The sequence below is a fragment of the Marinobacter flavimaris genome (assembly GCF_002933295.1).
GTDB lineage: Bacteria > Pseudomonadota > Gammaproteobacteria > Pseudomonadales > Oleiphilaceae > Marinobacter > Marinobacter flavimaris.
On sequence record NZ_PSSW01000008.1, the window covers coordinates 59,630 to 77,787 of the forward strand.

Consider the following 18,158-nt stretch of genomic DNA (forward strand, 5'->3'; position numbering starts at 1 on the left):
GGCAAGAGTCACGTTTTATGTTGATTGATTTTTTTCTTGAAGTTCGGCGTGCGAGGGTGCCGGCTAGTTTGAGGGAATTCCTGGATCTTCTGGAAGCCCTTCAGAAAAGGCTCGCCTTTGCGGATATGGAAGAGTTCTACTATCTCGCTCGCCTCTGTCTGGTTAAGGACGAGCGCCACTTCGACAAGTTTGACCGTGCCTTTCAGGCTTACTTTGAAGGTATCGAGAACCTCGACGACCTGCTGGAAGCCCTGATTCCGGACGACTGGTTGAGGGCCGAGTTCGAGAAGCACCTGTCTGAGGAAGAGAAGGCCAAGATTGATTCTCTGGGAGGCCTTGAGGAGCTTATCGAGACTTTCAAGAAGCGAATGGAAGAGCAGGAAGAGCGCCACGCCGGTGGCAACAAATGGATCGGAACCGGCGGCACTTCACCATTCGGGGCGAACGGCTATAACCCCGAGGGCTTCCGTATTGGCCAGAAGAATGGCCGCCACGGCAGGGCCGTTAAAGTCTGGGAAAAACGCGAGTTCAAGGATCTGGACGACAGCGTGACTCTGGGCATACGGAACATCAAGGTGGCGTTGCGTCGGTTGCGTAAGTTCGCCCGCCAGGGTGCGGCAGACCAGCTGGATATGGACGACACGATTCGTTCCACTGCCCGCAATGCCGGTTATCTGGATCTGAAGATGGTGCCCGAACGGCATAACGCTGTGAAAGTGCTGATCTTCTTCGATGTGGGCGGCTCCATGGACCCCCACGTTCGTGTCTGTGAGGAGCTGTTTTCGGCCGCACGGCTCGAATTCAAGCACATGGAATATTTCTATTTCCACAATTTCGTCTATGAAAGTGTCTGGAAAACCAATATTCGCCGGATGAATGAAACCACCAGCACCTGGGACATTCTTCACAAGTACACGCCCGACTACAAAGTGATCTTTGTCGGCGATGCGACCATGGCGCCTTACGAGATTTCCCATCCCGGTGGTTCAATTGAGCACTGGAACGAGGAAGCGGGCGCTACCTGGTTTCAACGCATCAATGAGCACTTCCGCAAGGTTGTCTGGATCAACCCGCTTCCCGAGAGTTACTGGGGTAGCGGAGGTTCGTTGGGCATGACCAAGCAGCTCGTCAACGACCACATGTATCCGCTGACCGTTGAGGGCCTTGAGTCGGCCATGAAGCAATTAAGTAAGTGACAGCAGGGAGTCCCTTGGGGCTCCCTCTACTGAGGTGGGATGAAAAGTACGGTCCGCGTTTCCAGGCGACCATCAAGCATGTCGTTGACTGCTGTTTTCAATGGTATGGCTGCGATCGCCAGTTGGCCCTTAAAATCCTCGTTTTGATTCACCATCAGATTGAGTGCGGCGAACGCCCGTTGAGACTCAATGAAGAATGGAAGCGAATGAGTTTCATCGGCGTTTTTCATGGTCAAGAATCCACCTCCATCTTTCATGCGGACCGCGAAAACCGGCGTTTCATTGAAACTGTCGTCCTTCATGATTCTGCGAGCGGCATCAACTTGGGCTGGGTCTGCAATCAGGGCGTGTTTTACCTTAGAGTGTTTTGAATTTTGCATATTCGAATAGATTTCACCGAGCCCTTTCTGAATAACCATTGTTTCAACGGGTGGCTCTTTCGTTAGTAAGTCATCCCGAAGCGATCCGGCTGATCCAGCGTAAAAAAAGACCGGTACAACAGTTACCCCATCTTTTCCCGCATCAACCGTGTAGCGTTCCCCGGTTGGTCGTTCCAGGAAATAAACTGGCACCGCATTGAGTTTGTCGGCTATCGCTTTTAACTTCGTGGCGTTTTGCGTTTCCGCAGCGAAAACATCACACGTAAGTAAGACAAACAATGCCGCCAGACTGCGAATGGCGAGTTGCTTCCTACCGAAGAATTTCTTCAGTGTTTTTAACGGGCTTTCTAAGAGTCTCATGGCAAGTCCTATGCGCTTGGTGATGTCCTATTTCAGTAAACTATAGCCATGCAGGAATGGCAAATTGTCTAAGAACATACTGAAGATTTCTCGAACCCTTAACACTCCAGTGTCGGGATCTTTTACGGATTAGATCCAACCTTTGAAGGAATGATGTCAGGAGCGTTTAAGATTAAACAATGAAAACAAGACCATAGCGGATGTGGAATAAGGATTGCTTTTTATTGGTTTGGAGCCTTACGAGGTAACGACGTCGTAGAAATAGCGGCGATACAAAGCAAGTAAGCGTAATTTGATATGGAGAATCATTATGAGCGTTTTTAAAAAGTTTTTCGGGGTCATATTGTTGGCCTCGGTGGCTTATTTCCCCTGGGTGGCGCAGGCAGTTCCTACCCAGGTTGATCTGGAGTTGGTGCTGGCTGTAGATGTGTCGGGTAGCGTCGATGCCACTGAGTACGCTGGCCAAAAAGCTGGTTACATAGCCGCGTTTAATGATGCAGCTATTCAGAGTGCGATTACGAGCGGCAAGTACGGTAGCATCGCCGTTACTTACGTGGAGTGGTCAGCCAGCAGCCAGCAGGCACAGTTGGTGGACTGGACTTTGATTGATAGTGCTGCCAGTGCCAGTGCTTTTGCAACTGCGATTGACAACACGAGTCGAGCATTCGGCAACACTACTGGCGTCGGATCAGCTATTCAGTATTCCGCGGGTCTGTTTAGTTTCAATGACATGGACAATGCCAAGTATGTGGGTGACCGAAAGGTTATTGATATTTCTGGCGACGGCCAGAATAATACCGGCATTTCCCCGTCGACCGCTCGCGATGCTGCATTATTGGCAGGCGTAACCACCATCAATGCAATTGCAATTCAAAGTCTCTCTCTTGAGACCTATTTCGAAAATAATGTGATTGGTGGGGCCAATGCCTTTGCAACTTTCGCGGCCGACTTTGAGGATGATTTTTCGCAAGCTATCAAGGATAAAATTTTCCGCGAAGTTACTGACAAACCGGTCCCAGAGCCCGCAACCTTTGGCCTGCTCGGCCTTGGTCTGGCAGGGCTGGCGTTTGCCCGTCGTCGTAAGCTGGCCAGCTGAAGCATATAGCAAAATTGCGCAAGACTTGAGACCCTCCTTAATTGGAGGGTTTTTTGTTTCTGCGTATGCCGAACATAAAAAAGCCGATGCGGTTGAGGGCATCGGCAAAGCTCGGCATATCAAGCGGGGTTGCCTGAAGGCACTCCCGCCACTATTGCTAGAGCAAATACAGGGCCAGTTGAATTAAATGCCGACAAAACAGTCGTTTGAGATTCAACTTATCTGCAAAGTCCTGTTCCGTTGCGATATCCTCTGCGACCCTGTCAAATAACTCGACACTCGCCAGCTTGTTTTATTCCCGCCATGCGTTTTCCAATTGGTGATCTGGATACCGTTCTTGTCGGTTACCAAGTGTTACGCTTTCTGCCGATCTGTTACAGAACTTTGCACTCGTTACAGAGGCTAAAAGGGCAGGAGGCTTATGGTCGGCATACAAAAATTACAAAGCGGCCGGATTTCACTTCAAAAGGTAATCAGCATTGCGGTACTGGTTCCGGTGTTGCTCGCGGCTAAAACCTCGGTTGCAGCGGGGCTTGACGAGGAACTGGAGGAGCTGAGCGCAAAAGTAGCCAGTCACTCTGAAGACGTATTTGCGCTCGAGCAGAAAGTTCTTCATCCAGCCAACACCAGACTGGCAGTTTTCCTGACACTTCAAAGCCGGGATGCGCTCGATCTTGATTCCGTCGAGCTCTTCGTGAATGGCCAGCCTGTCGCTTCCCACCTGTATTCCGATAGAGAGCGGACATCGCTAGAACGCGGTGGAATCCAGCAGTTGTTCACCGGGAACCTGGAAAACGGCGAGCATGAGTTGAAAACGGTGATTACCGCTCGCTCTGCCGATGATGATTTCGTGCGGCGGGAATCCACCCATAAGTTCAGAAAACGCCCCGGCGTGCTTCGTTTGCAGATGAGTCTGGAAGCCCGGGCGCCCGATTACGAACCTCGGGTTTCTTTCGTGGAGTGGGAGTAGGGCGCCATGATGCTCCGGGTCCTCCTGCTTGTGTTACCTCTGACTGTTTCCGGCTTTTCCGGGGCGGCCACGCCGGCAATGCCGGATGATGTCCTTTCTGGTCTCAAGCAATTCCGGCAGGCGGGAGAAGTCAGCGTGGATCTTGGGGACGGACGACAGCAAGCGCTCTATGAAGATGCTGAGAGGGCACGAGCCGAAGGCCGCACCGATGAGGCCGGGCGCATCCTGGCCGGTATGAAAGAGGGCTACTGGGCGGCTCTGGGATACCTCAATCTTGCCAGTGATTACGCGAAATCCGATCTTAACCCGGCCAGAGCGCTGGTTGCTCTGCGGGTTGCGTTAGCCATGTCCGATGGTGACGCCGATTCCGAGCGTAGCCAGCATCTGGAGAATAATCTGTTGGTACGTGCGGGCTACCTTGCCTACCAGCACGGCGAATTCGATAAAGCGATCGGCTTTCTGGAGAAGGTCGATCTCGACAGTTTCAACACGCCGCGGGCCCTTTACCTTCACGGCTTGGCGCTGACAGAAAAAGGCAATCACCGGGCCGCCATGCAGAGCTGGCATCGAGCCAGGAAATATCCTTTGGCCTACCCGGGAGTTGCCGACGCATGGATAGGGATGGGGCGCGGCTACGATCTCTCCGGCTATCTCGGGCAGGCTGGAGAAGCCTACCTTGCGGCCAACGCTGCGTTCGAGAGTGAACGGGTCACGCTTCGTAAACTTGCCGGCAAGATTCGCGAACAGGGCGCCTACAAAACCCTGGTGGAAGATGCCAGGGAAACCGGGGTTGACTGGTTTCTTGCCGACAGCCGCACCTTGACTCAACCGCGAATGGCCTATCTGTTGGGCTTCATGGAGGGTCCGGAGGCGCAGAGGGCGGCGGGGCGTGTCGTGGCTCTTCGCACCATGGCGGCAAAGCTGGATCGCCACGGTCATGATCTGCAGGTGTTCGGGGGAGCGCTTGAAGACAAACTCGCCGGCATGCAGAACCCGTTCGCCGATCAAAGCAAAATGGATCTCTCCGCACGGGGCAAGGATCTGAGTGCCAGCCTGGAGAGTTTGGCCAATCAAGCCGATCCCGACCAGCAAGCCCGTATTCGCTCCCTTCATAAAACGCTGGCCGACACACAGGCCAGACTGGAACAGGTCCAGGCCAGGGGATCCCGGCAGCCGGAAACGCTGGATCGATTGCGTCGTGAAGCCCTTGCGCTGGAAAGGCGAAACGAGGTGCTGTTATCGGCTGTTCGTCAGTTGCTTGAAAGGTGCGAGTCGGCGCTGGACAAACTGGCACTTGAGTATGTCGAAGCCAGAGATCAGCAGATGGCCTTTGCGCTGGACAAAACCGAACAGCAAATTGCGCATCTTTACGAATATCTCGCCCTTCAGAGCCTGGAGGAGACGCAGCCATGATGAAACCATTCGCGGGCTTGTGCCTCTGCTTGATGTTGGTGGTGCCGGCTGCAGCCCAGGAAGCCTTTCGTGTAGAGCTTGGGCGGGACGGAGAGACGATCGGGGACATGCGACCGGTGTTTCTTACTTTTGAAAGCAGGCCTATGCCGGCGATCTCGCCTTCGGAAGTGGCCCGGCGCTACCATCGCCTGTTCAGGACATCGGACGAGCCTGAGGTTCGGATCGATGCCCTCAACCGGCTGAGCAACATCAGGGATCGGTCAGGATCAGACGTTGGCTTGTCGGCGTCTGAAGAAGAACAGGTCTACAGCGAGGCCATCAGCAGCTATGAGTCTATTCTCGAGCGAGGTTCCTATGGCGGGAGGCTTGACGAGCTGCTGTACCAGATGGCCAAGGCCCATGCTCTGACGGGGCAGCAGGATGCTTCAATCCAGAGGTTGAAACAGCTGGTCGGGTTATATCCGAAATCCCCTCTTGTGCCAGAGGCCAGGTTCCGATTGGCTGAATCCGCCTTCGCAGCCGGACGCTACACAGAAGCGGAAACCGGCTATCTGCACCTCGTTAATTCAGACGCTGGTGGAGAGCTGGGCATCAAGGCCAGATACATGCTCGGTTGGAGCCAGTTCAAACAGGGGCCGTCTGCGTGGAGCAGGGCCGCAGCGACCTTTATCAGAGTTCTGGATGAGTTCCTGCCGAGCGCACAGAGCCTGGGGTCAGTCAGCGATTCGAGCGTTGATACCATCGATGACACGTTTCGGGTGCTTGCCCTGATGGCTGCCCGAAACAGCGGTACGGACACCCTTATTGCCTGGCTGGATGGGAGCCGGCCCCACCACTGGGAACATCTCCTGTTCGATCGGCTGGCCGATTACTACGCGGTGAAGGGCGAGACCATCGCCAGTGTTGCTGCCAATCAGGCCTTTATTGACTATTCGCCCAGTCACCGTGCTGTGCCTGCCTTCCGGTTACAGATAGTGGATGTGTGGCAAGCGGCTGGTGATCCGGAGCAGGTTCGCAATGCCCGTGCGGAGTTCGTCGCCAGCTACAGCCAGGATTCCGCTTACGCCGCTCTGACTGGTGAACAGAAGAATAAATGGCTGAGTTACAGCAAACGGTTGGCGGATTACCACTATGACCTGGCCACACGATTGGTGGAACAGGGCCGGGTGGCGAAGGCTGAATCCGCTTTTGCTGAGGCAGCGGTTTATTACGCACACCTGGCTCCGAGGTTTGATCAGAGCGGCGAAATGCTTCGCCTTGCTGGTGATGCCTGGCTGCAGGCGAGGGATTTTCCGAAAGCGTTGACGAATTTTCGCAGAGCAGCTTATGAGTCGCCCGGTTACAGCGAGGCTGCCGATGCTGCCTGGGCTGCTGTTGCTCTGTTGAGAAACAGTCTTGACCGGCCGACCACTGTGTCTGCCTTTCAACCCGAACTGAAGGATGTTTCCAATGAGGCCAACCGCTTTAGTGGACGTTTCAAAGGGGATAGCCGGATTCCCGGCCTGATGGCAGATCTCGCTGCCCGGTGGCTGGCCGCCGGCGACCATCAGCTGGCGTTGGATTATGGTTCGCGGGTATTAACTGCGCCCACTGCGTCTCCGGCAGAGCGATACGCGGCATGGCAGGTTATGGCCCGGATACGCCAGGAAGAGGGCGACTATGGTCTGGCGGAGCGTGCCTGGGGCCAGGCGCTGAATCTTGCCGAAAGTGAACGGCTCGCAAACGTGACCGAAGAGCAGATCTCAGCCATTCGGAAGCAACTGGCGACGTCCGTCTATCGGCAGGCAGAGCTCGCGGTATCCAGTGGCAGGCTCGGAGAGGCCGTTGGGCACTTCCGACGGGTTGATTCGGTGCTACCAGGTTCGGACGTTGCCATCCGTGCGCGCTACGACGCGGCCAACACCTTGCTCAAAGCATCGGACTGGAGCGCTGCCGTCGGCGATCTGCAGAGTTTTCGCGCCGATTTTCCCCAACATGAGCTGACTGCCGGCATCAGTGAAAAGCTGGTACATGCCTGGATTCAGTCTGATGAACCCACCCGCGCGGCGTCAGAATTATTGCAGGCCGCCGACAATCACGCTAACCCATGGCACCTGAAGTTGCGGGCTGCGGAATTGTTGAATCAAGCCGGGAATGTAGCGGAACGAAATGCCCTTTACAGGGATTACCTTGCAACGGCTCCGAAGGCAGAGAGCGGGGCCGAACATGAACAGCTCCAGACATTCCGGCATCGCCTGGTAGAAACCGGCGAAAATCCCGATGCCTGGAGGGAAGTACTGGTCCAGTCAGAGCTGGACAGCACCTGGCACACCGCCGACACCCTTGAGTGGGCCTCCCGGTCGTCACTGGTGCTCGGTGCCCGTGCGGCTGCAGTGTTTACCAGCATCAGACTGAGCCAGCCGCTGGAACATTCTCTGGCGCGCAAGCAAAAGGCGCTGGAATCGGCTCGACAGAGATTCCTGGATGCCGAAGCTCTGGGCGGCGAGCGAGTTCTGTCTGAATCGCTGTTCCGACGGGCCGAACTCTATCGTGGTCTGGCCAAAGACCTGATGGCATCCACGGTTCCGGCGGATTTGAATGAACTGGAGGCGATGCAGTATCAGATGTTACTGGAGGAAGAAGCTTTCCCATTCGAAGACAAAGCCATTCAACTGCATACGGAGAACCATCGCCGGATTACGGCCGAGGGGTATGACCCCTGGATAGGACGCAGTCTTGGCGTTCTTGCGGAGCTGCACCCGGGACGTTACGAGCGGAGTGTTAAGTGGCTTAGCTGGAATATGGAGATCAGGGATGGCGTGTAATTCAACGGGGAAAACGAGCCTGCCACTGGCGGCGCTTCTGGTGTTGCTCGTCGGCTGCGCCGGGCAGGAAGTCCGGCAGCCGGAGAAGCCCATCGGAAAGGATCCGGAACTGGCAGCAAGTTATGAACAGGAGGGGCGGGTGGCCTTCGAAGAAGGTCGCAAAGGCGCGGCAGTGAATGCATGGCAAAAAGCCGTGGAGCTGGATCCGACCAGGGCGGTGACAGTCAACAACCTGGCGCTCGTTCTAAAGGACCAGTACCGATTCGCCGAAGCGGCCAGGCTACTGGAACTGGGCATCAGCCATTCGCCGGATGTGGCCGAGCTGCATTTTAATCTGGCGGTGATTGCCGAGCTCTATTTGCTGGATCTTCAGACTGCCCTTGAGCATTACAACCGCTACCGGCAGCTGACGGATAAAGAAGACCAGCAGGTGGCTGGCTGGATAGCGGATCTGGAACGGAGGCTGCAATAAATGGCTGATATCCGCAAAACTGCCAAAGTCGTTTTACGCGTACTGGCGATGGTTGGCCTCCAGTTAATGCTCCTCAACCCGGCGCAGGCGGATCAGGACGAAGCGAACCGGCTGGCTGTTGAGGGTATATCCGCCAGCCTCGGCGAAGACGAGCCGCGGGTACTCTACATTCTGCCCTGGCAAGCCCCAAGCCTGCCAAAACGACCAAGGGCGGACCTGAATGACGAGGCGCCGGAACTGGTCCGGCCGGTGGATCCAGTCGTCCTCGAGCGTCACCGTTTGTTTCGTGAAAACCTTAATCCTCTCATCCTGAGCCCTGTTGGAGACTCAGGCCTGGCCGAGCAATAACCGGAGAACAATCATGCTGGACACGATCGTACGTTTTTTCCAGGAAGGTGGGCCCTTCATGTACCCCATCGCCATTGTCCTGGCATTGGGGTTGGCGATTACTCTGGAGCGGTTCTTCTACCTCTCTGCGGTACGGCGGCGAAACCGGATTGCCTTTGAGCGGGGCATCCTGCCGCTGCTGAGGAAGCGGGATTACCAGCGAGCCATGAAAGCAGCCACAAACTCAGACAGTGCGATTGCCTCAATCATGGGGGCAGGCATCGGCCGTCTGCTGAGCAACAGCCGTAGGGAGGATATTGAGTACGCCATGGAAGAAGGCTTGATGGAAGTGCTGCCACGCCTGGAAAAGCGTACCCAATATCTGGCAACCCTGGCCAACATCGCCACGTTGCTCGGCCTGCTGGGAACCATTATTGGTCTGATTGCTGCGTTTACTGCCGTGGCGGCGGCAGATCCTTCCCAGAAGGCCAGTCTGTTGTCCGAAAGTATTTCCGTGGCCATGAATACCACGGCTTTCGGCCTGATGTCGGCCATTCCGTTACTCATGTTTCATGCGGTACTACAGACCCGAACCAATGAGATTGTCGACAGCTTTGAAATGGCCGGCGTCAAGTTGCTGAACATTGTGTCTGAAGCATGAGACGCCGTCACCGCAGGCTAAGCGTATCGCCGGAGCTGGATATTACCGCCTTTCTTAATCTGATGATTGTGCTGGTACCTGTCCTGTTGCTCGGCATGGTATTCAGTCAGGTTCGAATGATCGAGCTGAATTTTCCCGGTATGGACGCCAGGGAAGCCCCGGCGCCCGAAGAGTTCCGTCTCGTGGTTACTTTGATTCCTGAGGGTATTGAAATCGCCGACAGTGATCGCGGCTTGATCCGTGTGTTGCCGACAGAGGAGGCAGCTCAAGACTTCGAAGGCCTGCGTCAGGTCCTTCGGCAGATAAAAAACCGGGTTCCCGAGAAGACCGATGTGGTTCTGGAAGTCGGGCCAGACATTGATTACCAGACACTGATCACGGCCATGGATACGGTCCGTTCTTATCCGGCTGTGGTTGCGGCCAGCCTGGTTGAGGGAGAGCTGTTTCCTGATGTCTCACTGATGGATGCGCCGGCAGACCGAAAGCTTGCGGCGAATGCCAGGCTTGAATCCGGGGAGGGAGTATGAAGACCTCGCGTAAGGCCAAAAGAATTCGTCGACATTACGGCCGTATGAAGAAGCCTGGGGGCCTGAACCTGGTGTCCCTGATGGACATCTTCACGATCCTGGTTTTCTTCCTGATGGTGAATTCGTCGGATGTGAAAGTGATGCAGAACACCGCGGACGTGCCACTGCCAAAGTCCACGGCGCAACAGGAGGCCGTTGAGAGCCTGACAGTCCAGATAACGGGCAATGCCATTCTCGTTCAGGGCAGCGAAGTTGCAAGACTGGAGGGTATTGAGATTGGTGATACCTATATCACAGGGCTTTCGGAAGAGCTTTCCTGGCGTCGCAGTCGCTGGTCTGAAATTCCCGAGGAGGGGCTTGATGTAACCATCATGGCGGGTCGCGACACCGACTACCGATTGCTTCGCAAGGTCATGCAGACCTGTGTTGATGAGCAATACCGGCAGGTGCGGCTTGCTGTGGATCGGGAGGTCCGAAATGGCTGACAGTGGATGGTCACGAATGGGCGATTCAGGGCTGCCATGGAGTCGTGATCAGAGCGAGAGTCGACGATTTACGTGCATCGTCTTGTTGGTGACGGCTCTTTTTTTGCCGCCTGCGTTGCTAATTCCCATTCAGGATGTGCCTGAGTTCGAGCGCAGCGAAGCCGAGACGATTCCCCCAAGGCTGGCTCGCCTGGTGGAGAAGCCGCAACCGGTGGTGACACCGGAGCCGGTGAAGCCCGAGGCGGAACCCGAGCCCGAGCTGAAACCAGAAGTGCAGCCTGAAAAGCCGGAGCCGGAAGTTGCCGAGGTTGAACCTGCTCCGGAACCAGAGGTAAAACCTCAGGTAGCTTCGGAGCCAAAGCCGAAGCCAACGCAAACCATCGAGCAGGCGAGGGAGAAAGCGTCGAGATCGGGGCTGCTGTCGATGAGGGACAAGTTGGCATCACTCAGGTCCCCCGAACCAGCGCCGGCTCGAGAATTTTCGGTCAACACGGAAGGCAGCGCCCCGGGTCGAACCCGAGAGAATGAGGAATCGACGGAAGTGCTCGCTGGCAGTGGCGGAGTTGAAGATACGGTTGCTCCTGAAACAACCGTCGCTGTGGCTGAGCACGAGGTCAAAACAGTTGCGGCCCCCGTTGAAGAAATCAGGCAAGTGGTTGCTAAACCTGCCGAGACAGCCCCGTCCGCTGGTGAGAGGGCAATGAGCAATATTCGGAAAGTCTTCGATGCCCAGAAAACGGCACTCTATTCCATGTACCGGAGGGAACTCCGCCAGGACCCGACCCTGGAGGGCAAAGTCTTGCTGGAGCTGGTCATAGAGCCGGATGGTTCGGTTTCCGCCTGCGAGGTAGTCAGTTCGGAGCTTGGGCATGCCACCCTGGAGCAACGGATTGCCATGCGGGTACGGCTCTTCAATTTCGGGGCCGACAATGTTGAGCCCCGCAAGGTCAGGTTCCCGATTGATTTCCTGCCCGGGTGAAGCGTGCGATCGGGCGGCCATAAAAATGGCTGCCCGATTTCGAGTTCTCAGTGTTCGATGGCGATTTTCGGCAGTCGCGGTTTGTGCAGAGACACTTTTTCCGTCGGGGCGATCACCTTCGCTTCTCCGATGACCACCTTCTGTTCGTTTTGATTGCGCACGTCGCACTCCACTACAACCCGGCCTTTCGGCTCCTTGCGAAGGACTTTGAGATGAACGGTCAGGGTGTCGTCCAGTTTAACCGGCCGCTTGAACGAAAGACTCTGCTCCAGGTAAATGGTCCCAGGGCCTGGCATCACTGTTGCCAGGGCCGCCGAAATCAGCGAGCCGCTCCACATACCGTGGGCGATGCGTTCCTTGAACATGGAGCCTGCGGCAAATTCAGAGTCCAGGTGTACCGGGTTTACATCGCCGGAGACCGCTGCAAACAGCACGAGTTCGTCCTCGGTAAGGGTGCGCGTGAAGGTCGCGGTATCGCCCTCGTTCAGCTCTTCATAGGTGATGTTTTCCAGGGTATCAAGGGTATCGCTCATCGCGTGCTCCGTGCTGTTGGTATTTGAGTACAGGTGTTCGGGATAGAGTCTCGAAAACTACCTCATCGGTTACAAAACTGCTATTCTCTCCCCACTTTTTTGAGGCTGATACTTTTGTAGGGTTGATTTTTTGAGCAACCTGACATCGGTAAATCATTACAATCAAAAGCGCCAAACAGGAGATGGTGATGGATTTTGAGCAGTTCTATCAGGATAAATACCCCGCCGGCGTACCCCGCGAGGTGGACCTGAACAAGTACAAAAGCATGGTGGATGTGTTCGAACAGTCGGTCAAAAAATTTGCCGACCGTCCAGCTTTCAGTGCTGTTGGTGCAACTCTCACTTACCGTGACCTCGACACCCAGAGCCGCAACTTTGCAGCCTGGCTGCAAAACAAGACAGATCTGAAACCTGGCGACCGCATCGCGGTGCAGATGCCAAACGTCAGCCAGTACCCGGTCGTTGTGTTTGGCGCAATGCGAGCTGGCCTGATTGTAGTGAATACCAACCCGCTTTATACCACGCGGGAAATGGAACATCAGTTCAACGATTCCGGAGCCAAGGCGCTGGTGGTTCTGGCGAACATGGCCGAGAACGCCGAGAAGGTGTTGCCGCACACTGGCATTGAGCACGTGATTATTACCGAAATCGCGGATATGCACTCGCCAATCAAGCGCACGCTGATGAATGCCGTGGTCAAGCATGTCAAAAAGATGGTGCCGCCGTTCAATCTGCCTCAGGCCCACAAGCTGCCTGCCGTTCTGAGTGCCGGCGCCCGTGAAAAATTCACCCCGGTAGAGTGCAAGCAGGACGACATTGCCGTGCTTCAGTACACCGGCGGAACGACCGGTGTGGCGAAAGGCGCGATGCTGACTCACGGCAACCTGGTAGCCAATCTGCTGCAGACCCGTCCTATGATGGAAGACATGGTGGTTGAAGGTCAGGAGGTTGTTATCGCGCCGCTGCCGCTCTACCACATTTATTCCTTTACCCTGAACTGCGGCATCATGCTCGAGGCCGGCGCGCACAACGTGCTGATTCCGAACCCGCGTGATATCCCGGGCTTTGTGAAAGAGCTGAAGAACCACAAGTTCACCGCGTTTCTGGGACTGAACACGCTCTTTGTCGCGCTTTGCAACAACGAAGACTTTCAGGATCTGGACTTCAGCAGCCTTAAGCTGACGTCCTCGGGCGGCATGGCGCTGACAAGCGACACCGCCAAGATGTGGGAGCGGGTCACTGGATGTGAGATCTGCGAGGGCTTCGGCATGACCGAAACGTCCCCGGTTGTGACCTTCAACCCACCCAGCGCCATTCAGATCGGCACCATCGGCCTTCCGATTCCGTCTACAGTGGTTAAAACCTTGGATGAAGAAGGCAATGAAACGCCTCTTGGCGAGCCGGGCGAGCTGTGCGTGAAAGGCCCGCAGGTTATGCGCGGCTACTGGCAGCGCCCTGAAGATACCCAGAAGTCCTTCACCGATGATGGCTATCTGCGTACCGGGGATATTGCCCTGATTCAGGAAGACGGCTATATCCGTATTGTCGATCGAAAGAAAGACATGATTATTGTTTCGGGCTTCAACGTGTTCCCGAATGAGATCGAAGATGTGGTCAGCAGCCATCCGAAAGTGGTCGAGTGTGCCGCGGTTGGCGTTCCCGATGCCAAGAGCGGTGAGGCGGTCAAGGTTTATCTGGTGCCGACGGCTGAAGGCGTAACGGAAAACGAGCTCAAGGAGTTTTGTCGCGAGCGGCTAACCGCCTACAAGGTTCCCAAGAAATTCGAGTTCCGGGACGAGCTGCCCAAGACAAATGTGGGCAAGATCCTGCGCCGTGAACTGCGGGACGAGGCGAACAACAAGTAAGCCTCCCTGGCAGTGGATCAAGGAAAACCCCGCTTCGGCGGGGTTTTTCCGTTTTTAAGACACCGACTTTCCCGATAGACTGTCGCCCAATCGAATCCGAGTGAGCGCTATTCCGGCAATTCAATGACAGACACCCGTTCCGATACTCCGAGCACACCGAAACCCAAGCCCGATGGCGAAGCCGCTGTTAGGGCGATGATGGAGCAGCTGGACGCCTGCAATCAGCAGGAAGCCGCCCGCATTGTGAAAACGGTGGCCCGTACCAAGGGCAAACCGGGCCAGAAAGACCTGGAGAAAATGGCCAACTGGCTGGAGCGCGGGCTTGAAAAGGTTCAGCAACGCCATGCCCTGCACAAGCGGGCCAGTTTCCCCGAGGGCCTTCCGGTCTCTGAGCGTGTGGATGATATCCGTGTGGCCATCGAAAACCATCAGGTGGTAATCATTGCGGGTGAAACCGGTTCTGGCAAAACCACCCAGATACCCAAAATCTGCATGAACAGTGGTCGTGGTATTCGTGGCCTGATTGGTCATACCCAGCCCCGGCGGATCGCCGCCCGCAGTGTGGCTGCCCGTATTGCCGAGGAGATAGGTGAGCAGACCGGTCAGCAGATCGGGTATCAGGTTCGTTTTACCGATAACACCTCCGAGCAATCCCGTGTAAAGGTGATGACCGACGGCATCCTGCTGGCGGAGGTTCAGCACGATCGGTTTCTGGACCGCTACGATACGATCATCATCGATGAAGCCCACGAGCGCAGTCTCAACATCGATTTTCTGCTGGGCTACCTGCGCCAGCTTTTGCCCAAACGCCCGGATCTGAAGGTCATCATTACGTCGGCCACCATTGAGGTCGAGCGCTTCAGCGAGTTCTTCGACAAGGCGCCCGTGATCGAGGTGAGCGGCCGAACCTATCCGGTGGACGTGCGCTATCGGCCACTGACCGGAGATGAAGACGACCGGGATCAGGGTTGGACGGATGGCGTGCTGGGTGCCCTTGATGAAATCGAGCAGCACGAGCGCAGCCAGAAACAGCCGCCTGGAGATATTCTGGTTTTTCTGCCCGGCGAGCGCGAGATCCGCAACCTCAGCAAGGTTCTTCGCCACGTCGACCTGCGCCATACCGAAGTGCTTCCGCTGTATTCCCGATTGAGCAACGCCGAGCAGAATCGGGTTTTCCAGTCCCACAAGGGGCGACGGATCGTGTTATCCACCAACGTGGCGGAGACCTCGCTGACGGTGCCGGGTATTCGATACGTGATCGATACCGGTGTTGCCCGGATCAGTCGTTACAGCGTGCGCTCGAAGATCCAGCGCCTGCCGGTGGAACCTATTTCCCAGGCGAGCGCCAACCAGAGGGCAGGGCGTTGCGGTCGTGTTGCCCCGGGCATCTGTTTCCGCCTGTACGATGAGACTGACTTCATCAACCGCCCGGAATACACCGATCCGGAAATCCTGCGAACCAACCTGGCGTCCGTCATTCTGCAGATGGCTACTTCAGGTTTGGGGGAGATTCGCCAGTTCCCATTTCTCGAGGCGCCGGATAAGCGCCAGGTAAACGACGGCTACAAGCTCCTTGAAGAGTTGGGCGCGGTGGATGACAAACGACGCGTCACCCGCCTTGGTCGAACCATGGCACGGCTACCTCTGGACCCGCGCCTGGCCAGGATGCTGGTCACCGCCGCCGAACTGGGAAGTCTTTCGGAAACGCTGGTGATCATTGCCGGGCTGAGTATTCAGGACCCCCGGGAGCGACCCCAGGACAAGCAGCAGGCTGCGGATCAGGCCCACGCGCCTTTCAATGACAAAGAATCCGATTTTCTGACGCTACTGAATGTCTGGAACTTCTACGAAGAACAGCGTCAGGAATTGTCCCAGAATCAGCTCAAGAAGGTCTGCCAGAAGAGTTTCCTGAGTTGGATGCGGATGCGGGAATGGCGGGACATCCATCGCCAGCTCACGCTGATCTGCCGGGAACAAAAACTGGCGGTCAACAAGGATGCCGCCAGTTACGAAGCGCTGCACAAGGCGATTCTGGCGGGTCTCCTGGGTCAGGTGGCGGTGAAAGTGGAGAAAAAGGAATACCTGGCAACACGAAACCGGAAAGTCCTGATCTTTCCCGGTTCGAAGGTCGCCAAGACTGGCCCGAAATGGATTGTGGCCACCGAGATCGTGGAGACCAGTCGGGTGTTCGCCCGGGTGGTGGCCTCCATTCAACCGGAGTGGATTGAGCCCCTGGCCGGACATATCGTCAAGCACCACTACTTTGAGCCCCACTGGGAGCAGAAGCGGGCCCAGGTGATGGGCTATGAAAAGGTTACCCTTTACGGCCTCGATATCGTGGCCAAGCGCCGCATTCCTTACGCCAAGGTGGATCCGGCGGAATGCCGAAATCTGTTTATCCGGCGAGCCCTGGTGGAGGGGGATTACCGATCAAAGGCGCCTTTTATCGCCCGTAACAGGGAAATGCTCGACACGGTTGAGAATCTGGAGAAGAAGACCCGGCGGCGTGACCTGCTCGTTGACGATGAAGTGCTGGTGGCCTTCTATGATGAGCGCCTGCCGTCAGACATCATCAGTGGTAGGCACTTCGAGACCTGGTGGAAAGGGCTACCGGCGGAACAGTTGAAAGAACTGGAGCTCACCGAAACAGACATTCTTCAGCGACCGGTTGATGCCAAGGCCGCTGACCTGTACCCGGACTATCTGGAGTGGGAGGGTGTTCGTTACCCGCTGAGCTATGAGTTCGAACCCACCAGTGAAAAGGACGGCGTTACGCTTCAGGTGCCCTTGATGGCGCTCAAGCAGATACCGTCCCGTCGCCTGGAATGGCTGGTGCCGGGGCTGTTGAGGGAGAAGTGCATTGCCTTGGTGAAATCCCTGCCCAAGGCATTGCGCCGGAATTTCGTTCCGGTGCCGGATTTCGTGGATGCCGCTCTCGAAAATCTTCAGCCTTCCAACGAACCACTGACGCTTCAGCTTGGCGAACAGTTGCGGCGCATGACCGGCGTGCAGATTGATCCTGATGCCTGGACCGATAGCGAATTGCCAAAACACTTGCGGATGAACCTTCGCGTTATGGGTGACGGCGGTCGCGCCATTGCAGAGAGCAGGGAAACGGCAGAGCTTCAGCACCAACTTGAGGGTCAGGCCGAGCAGGCATTGGCCTCGGCTACTCAGGATGATGCGGCAACGGAACCGAGTGGCGAGTACACGGAATGGCATTTCGGTGCATTGCCTGAACAGGTACAGACAGAAAAAGGCGGTATGCAGGTTACTGTGTATCCCGCCCTTGAGGACCTGGGTAAGCAGGTACGCCAGATCCGTTGTCTTGACCGGCTGACCGCTGAAGATACGACTCGGAAGGCTATCGCCCGCTTGATCATTAATCGGTTTGGCCGAACCCTTGATGATCTGGAGCGCAAGCTTCCCCGGTTTAAACAATCTGCGCTGATGTTTGCTCCGGTGGGTCAGTCGAAAGTGTTGTTGGACGATCTGCTGTTGGCGACCGCCATGCAGCACTTTCTTACGGACGAAATTCCGAGGACAGCAGAGGGCTTCGACAGGGTGTTTGATGCTCACCGAGGGGATTTCATTCCTGCACTGGAGCAGGCAGACGAACGGTTGTATCAGGCCATGTCCGGTTACCAGAAAGTGGCGAAACAGTTAAAAGGTAAGATCAATCTGGCCATGGCCAACAGCATGGCGGATCTCAAGTTTCAGCTGCAGAACCTTGTGTATCCAGGATTCCTGGTTGAGACGCCGCCAGAGTGGCTGGCGGAGTTCGGGCGCTATTTTGAGGCGGCTCTGGTTCGGCTGGAGAAGATGCCCCGGGAAATGGGCCGGGAACGGGAATTTCTCCACACCATTGAGCCGCTCTGGTCCCGGTATGCTGTCAAGCGGGACGAACAGCAGCGGCAGGGCGTTCGAGACCCCGAGCTGGTGCTGTACCGCTGGATGCTGGAAGAATTCCGGGTGTCGTTTTTTGCACAGCAACTGGGCACTGTGATGACTGTGTCTGTAAAACGATTGGACCGGCAGTGGGAGAAAACGAAGGTCTGAGGCAGTAACGGGCGCACCAATCCGGTGCCCA

15 protein-coding genes are annotated in these 18,158 nt (G+C 56.0%); 13 read left to right on the plus strand and 2 right to left on the minus strand.

Features of this window, described 5'->3' with window-relative positions; genetic code table 11:
• Positions 1 to 17: 17 nt before the first annotated feature.
• The gene (locus MDHKLMBL_RS14615) at positions 18 to 1,196 is read left to right on the plus strand and encodes a vWA domain-containing protein (protein WP_104271164.1); all 1,179 of its coding nucleotides are present in this window, start codon (positions 18 to 20) and stop codon (positions 1,194 to 1,196) included.
• Positions 1,197 to 1,222: 26 nt separating this feature from the next.
• Here MDHKLMBL_RS14615 and MDHKLMBL_RS14620 read toward each other — a convergent pair whose 3' ends face one another.
• Entirely contained in the window at positions 1,223 to 1,936 is a 714-nt protein-coding gene (locus tag MDHKLMBL_RS14620) for a Tic22 family protein (protein ID WP_104271166.1), read from the minus strand.
• A 310-nt stretch (positions 1,937 to 2,246) separates the two neighbouring features.
• Between MDHKLMBL_RS14620 and MDHKLMBL_RS21195 the strand changes: the two genes are divergently transcribed.
• The 10 genes from MDHKLMBL_RS21195 (at position 2,247) to MDHKLMBL_RS14670 (ending at position 11,670) form a co-directional block, all read left to right on the plus strand.
• Complete coding sequence (locus MDHKLMBL_RS21195) at positions 2,247 to 3,032, plus strand: DUF1194 domain-containing protein (protein ID WP_104271168.1); 786 nt, start codon at positions 2,247 to 2,249, stop codon at positions 3,030 to 3,032.
• A gap of 421 nt (positions 3,033 to 3,453) precedes the next feature.
• Positions 3,454 to 4,002 (plus strand): AraC family transcriptional regulator, encoded by a 549-nt coding sequence (locus MDHKLMBL_RS14630; protein ID WP_241956248.1) that lies wholly within the window; start codon positions 3,454 to 3,456, stop codon positions 4,000 to 4,002.
• Between the two features lie 6 nt (positions 4,003 to 4,008).
• Positions 4,009 to 5,415 (plus strand): tetratricopeptide repeat protein, encoded by a 1,407-nt coding sequence (locus tag MDHKLMBL_RS14635; protein WP_104271170.1) that lies wholly within the window; start codon positions 4,009 to 4,011, stop codon positions 5,413 to 5,415.
• Entirely contained in the window at positions 5,412 to 8,219 is a 2,808-nt protein-coding gene (locus MDHKLMBL_RS14640) for a tetratricopeptide repeat protein (RefSeq protein ID WP_241956249.1), read from the plus strand. The genes MDHKLMBL_RS14635 and MDHKLMBL_RS14640 overlap by 4 nt, the downstream gene beginning before the upstream one ends.
• Positions 8,209 to 8,691 (plus strand): hypothetical protein, encoded by a 483-nt coding sequence (locus MDHKLMBL_RS14645; protein WP_104271172.1) that lies wholly within the window; start codon positions 8,209 to 8,211, stop codon positions 8,689 to 8,691. Before MDHKLMBL_RS14640 ends, MDHKLMBL_RS14645 begins: the two co-directional genes overlap by 11 nt.
• The gene (locus tag MDHKLMBL_RS14650; RefSeq protein WP_104271174.1) at positions 8,692 to 9,039 is read left to right on the plus strand and encodes a hypothetical protein; all 348 of its coding nucleotides are present in this window, start codon (positions 8,692 to 8,694) and stop codon (positions 9,037 to 9,039) included.
• Positions 9,040 to 9,052: 13 nt separating this feature from the next.
• Positions 9,053 to 9,679 (plus strand): MotA/TolQ/ExbB proton channel family protein, encoded by a 627-nt coding sequence (locus tag MDHKLMBL_RS14655; RefSeq protein ID WP_088557161.1) that lies wholly within the window; start codon positions 9,053 to 9,055, stop codon positions 9,677 to 9,679.
• Positions 9,676 to 10,206: an ExbD/TolR family protein gene (locus MDHKLMBL_RS14660; RefSeq protein ID WP_104271176.1), complete on the plus strand. Its 531-nt coding sequence runs from the start codon at positions 9,676 to 9,678 to the stop codon at positions 10,204 to 10,206. Before MDHKLMBL_RS14655 ends, MDHKLMBL_RS14660 begins: the two co-directional genes overlap by 4 nt.
• Positions 10,203 to 10,691, plus strand: a complete 489-nt coding sequence (locus MDHKLMBL_RS14665) for an ExbD/TolR family protein (RefSeq protein ID WP_104271178.1) — start codon at positions 10,203 to 10,205, stop codon at positions 10,689 to 10,691. The genes MDHKLMBL_RS14660 and MDHKLMBL_RS14665 overlap by 4 nt, the downstream gene beginning before the upstream one ends.
• Positions 10,684 to 11,670 (plus strand): AgmX/PglI C-terminal domain-containing protein, encoded by a 987-nt coding sequence (locus MDHKLMBL_RS14670; RefSeq protein WP_241956250.1) that lies wholly within the window; start codon positions 10,684 to 10,686, stop codon positions 11,668 to 11,670. Before MDHKLMBL_RS14665 ends, MDHKLMBL_RS14670 begins: the two co-directional genes overlap by 8 nt.
• A gap of 47 nt (positions 11,671 to 11,717) precedes the next feature.
• On the opposite strand, the gene MDHKLMBL_RS14675 is transcribed toward MDHKLMBL_RS14670, so the two are convergent.
• The gene (locus tag MDHKLMBL_RS14675; RefSeq protein ID WP_104271180.1) at positions 11,718 to 12,203 is read right to left on the minus strand and encodes a MaoC/PaaZ C-terminal domain-containing protein; all 486 of its coding nucleotides are present in this window, start codon (positions 12,201 to 12,203) and stop codon (positions 11,718 to 11,720) included.
• Between the two features lie 188 nt (positions 12,204 to 12,391).
• Here MDHKLMBL_RS14675 and MDHKLMBL_RS14680 point away from each other — a divergent pair, with 188 nt between their 5' ends.
• Entirely contained in the window at positions 12,392 to 14,068 is a 1,677-nt protein-coding gene (locus MDHKLMBL_RS14680; RefSeq protein ID WP_104271182.1) for a long-chain fatty acid--CoA ligase, read from the plus strand.
• Positions 14,069 to 14,191: 123 nt separating this feature from the next.
• Entirely contained in the window at positions 14,192 to 18,127 is a 3,936-nt protein-coding gene (gene hrpA / locus MDHKLMBL_RS14685; protein ID WP_199185515.1) for an ATP-dependent RNA helicase HrpA, read from the plus strand.
• The last annotated feature ends 31 nt before the right edge of the window (positions 18,128 to 18,158 follow it).

What these genes read in the sequence shown, in the direction of transcription:
- MDHKLMBL_RS14665 (WP_104271178.1), top strand. Translation starts at nt 10,203, where the DNA reads ATGAAGACCTCGCGTAAGGCCAAAAGAATTCGTCGACATTACGGCCGT.
- MDHKLMBL_RS14655 (WP_088557161.1), top strand. Translation starts at nt 9,053, where the DNA reads ATGCTGGACACGATCGTACGTTTTTTCCAGGAAGGTGGGCCCTTCATG.
- MDHKLMBL_RS21195 (WP_104271168.1), top strand. Translation starts at nt 2,247, where the DNA reads ATGAGCGTTTTTAAAAAGTTTTTCGGGGTCATATTGTTGGCCTCGGTG.
- MDHKLMBL_RS14680 (WP_104271182.1), top strand. Translation starts at nt 12,392, where the DNA reads ATGGATTTTGAGCAGTTCTATCAGGATAAATACCCCGCCGGCGTACCC.
- MDHKLMBL_RS14660 (WP_104271176.1), top strand. Translation starts at nt 9,676, where the DNA reads ATGAGACGCCGTCACCGCAGGCTAAGCGTATCGCCGGAGCTGGATATT.
- MDHKLMBL_RS14670 (WP_241956250.1), top strand. Translation starts at nt 10,684, where the DNA reads ATGGCTGACAGTGGATGGTCACGAATGGGCGATTCAGGGCTGCCATGG.
- MDHKLMBL_RS14615 (WP_104271164.1), top strand. Translation starts at nt 18, where the DNA reads ATGTTGATTGATTTTTTTCTTGAAGTTCGGCGTGCGAGGGTGCCGGCT.
- MDHKLMBL_RS14635 (WP_104271170.1), top strand. Translation starts at nt 4,009, where the DNA reads ATGATGCTCCGGGTCCTCCTGCTTGTGTTACCTCTGACTGTTTCCGGC.
- MDHKLMBL_RS14640 (WP_241956249.1), top strand. Translation starts at nt 5,412, where the DNA reads ATGATGAAACCATTCGCGGGCTTGTGCCTCTGCTTGATGTTGGTGGTG.
- MDHKLMBL_RS14630 (WP_241956248.1), top strand. Translation starts at nt 3,454, where the DNA reads ATGGTCGGCATACAAAAATTACAAAGCGGCCGGATTTCACTTCAAAAG.
- hrpA (WP_199185515.1), top strand. Translation starts at nt 14,192, where the DNA reads ATGACAGACACCCGTTCCGATACTCCGAGCACACCGAAACCCAAGCCC.
- MDHKLMBL_RS14645 (WP_104271172.1), top strand. Translation starts at nt 8,209, where the DNA reads ATGGCGTGTAATTCAACGGGGAAAACGAGCCTGCCACTGGCGGCGCTT.
- MDHKLMBL_RS14675 (WP_104271180.1), bottom strand. Translation starts at nt 12,203, where the DNA reads ATGAGCGATACCCTTGATACCCTGGAAAACATCACCTATGAAGAGCTG.
- MDHKLMBL_RS14620 (WP_104271166.1), bottom strand. Translation starts at nt 1,936, where the DNA reads ATGAGACTCTTAGAAAGCCCGTTAAAAACACTGAAGAAATTCTTCGGT.
- MDHKLMBL_RS14650 (WP_104271174.1), top strand. Translation starts at nt 8,692, where the DNA reads ATGGCTGATATCCGCAAAACTGCCAAAGTCGTTTTACGCGTACTGGCG.